Annotated in this window: 2 protein-coding genes; both read left to right on the top strand. The window is 66.8% G+C overall.

The window, feature by feature from the left end:
- Nucleotides 1–1,123: D-glycero-beta-D-manno-heptose 1-phosphate adenylyltransferase (gene rfaE2 / locus EOA22_RS33545; protein WP_127390610.1), on the top strand; the 1,123-nt coding region annotated here is incomplete at its 5' end.
- Nucleotides 1,124–1,130: 7 nt separating this feature from the next.
- The coding region (locus EOA22_RS33540) for an SIS domain-containing protein (RefSeq protein WP_127387827.1) at nucleotides 1,131–1,417 on the top strand (287 nt) is incomplete at its 3' end.

Raw genomic sequence — 1,417 nt, 5'->3', positions numbered from 1 at the left:
CAACCAGCAGGTGCTGCGTTTCGATGAAGAGGAGATCAAGCCGCTCGGCGCCGCGGAGCGAGCCGGCCTGATCCGCCATTTCCGCGCCGCGCTGGCGCACGCCGACATCGTCATCCTGTCCGATTACGGCAAAGGCATCCTGCTCGACGGCGTCGCCGGCGACTTGATCGCCATCTGCCGCGAGGCTGGAAAGCCGGTGCTGGTCGACCCGAAGGGCCGCGATTACGCGCGCTATGCCGGGGCGACCGCCATCACCCCCAACCGCAAGGAACTCGGCGAGGCCGTCGGCCATGCGGTGTTCGCCGATGACGAGATCGTGGCTGCCGCGCGCCAGCTGATTTCGGCACATGGTTTCGATTTCGTCGTTGCGACGCGCAGCGAAAAGGGCATGAGCGTGGTCGGCCCCGACGAGGCGCGCCACATCGCCACCCAGGCGCGCGAAGTGTTCGACGTTTCGGGCGCCGGCGATACGGTGATCGCGAGCTTCGCGCTGGCGCTGGCCGTAGGCGCCGATACGGTCATGGCCGCTTCGATCGCCAATGCCGCTGGTGGCGTCGTTGTGGGAAAACGCGGCACAGCGCGGCTGACGGTCGAGGAACTCACCGGCGCGCTGTTCCGTTCACATGGGCCGACCGCCCACAAGGACGCCATCCTCGACGCCACATCGGCCGCCCGCATGGTGGCGGCGTGGAAGGAAGAGGGCCTGAGCGTCGGCTTCACCAATGGTTGCTTCGACATCCTGCATGCCGGCCATGTCAGCTTGCTGCACGCGGCGCGAAGCCAGTGCGACCGGCTGGTGCTCGGCCTCAACAGCGATGCCTCGGTGCGGCGCCTGAAGGGCGCCGGCCGGCCGGTCAACGACCAGCACGACCGCGCCTGCGTGCTGGCAGCACTCGCCTCGGTCGACGCGGTCGTGGTGTTCGAGGAAGATACGCCGCTGGCGCTGATCGAAGCGCTGCTGCCCGACATACTGGTCAAGGGCGCCGATTACACGGTCGATACCGTGGTCGGCGCCGATGTGGTGCAGAAGGCCGGCGGACGCGTCGTGCTGGTCGATCTCGTCGCTGGAAAAAGCACCACCAACACCATTGGCAAATTGCGCGCCGGCGGCACCACAAACTGAGGGTTTCATGTCCGACTTGAACGATTACCTTGTCCGCTCGGCGGCTGCCATATCAGCCATGGTCGAACGGGACCTGACCGGTGAGATGGAGCGGGCGGCGAGCGCGGTGGTGACGGCGCTTTCGTCGGGGAAGGCCTTGCTCATCGCCGGCAATGGCGGCTCGGCCAGCGACGCCATCCACATTGCCGGCGAACTGGTCGGCCGCTTTCTCAAGGAGCGCAAGGCCTACAATGTCATCGCGCTGCCGGCCAATGCGGCGGTGCTGACCGCCTGGGGCAACGACTATGGCTTCGA

The organism is Mesorhizobium sp. M7A.F.Ca.US.014.04.1.1 (assembly GCF_003998745.1).
Taxonomy (GTDB): Bacteria; Pseudomonadota; Alphaproteobacteria; order Rhizobiales; family Rhizobiaceae; genus Mesorhizobium; species Mesorhizobium ciceri.
Note: the sequence above shows the minus strand (reverse complement) of the source record. Positions and strands in the feature narration are given on the sequence as shown.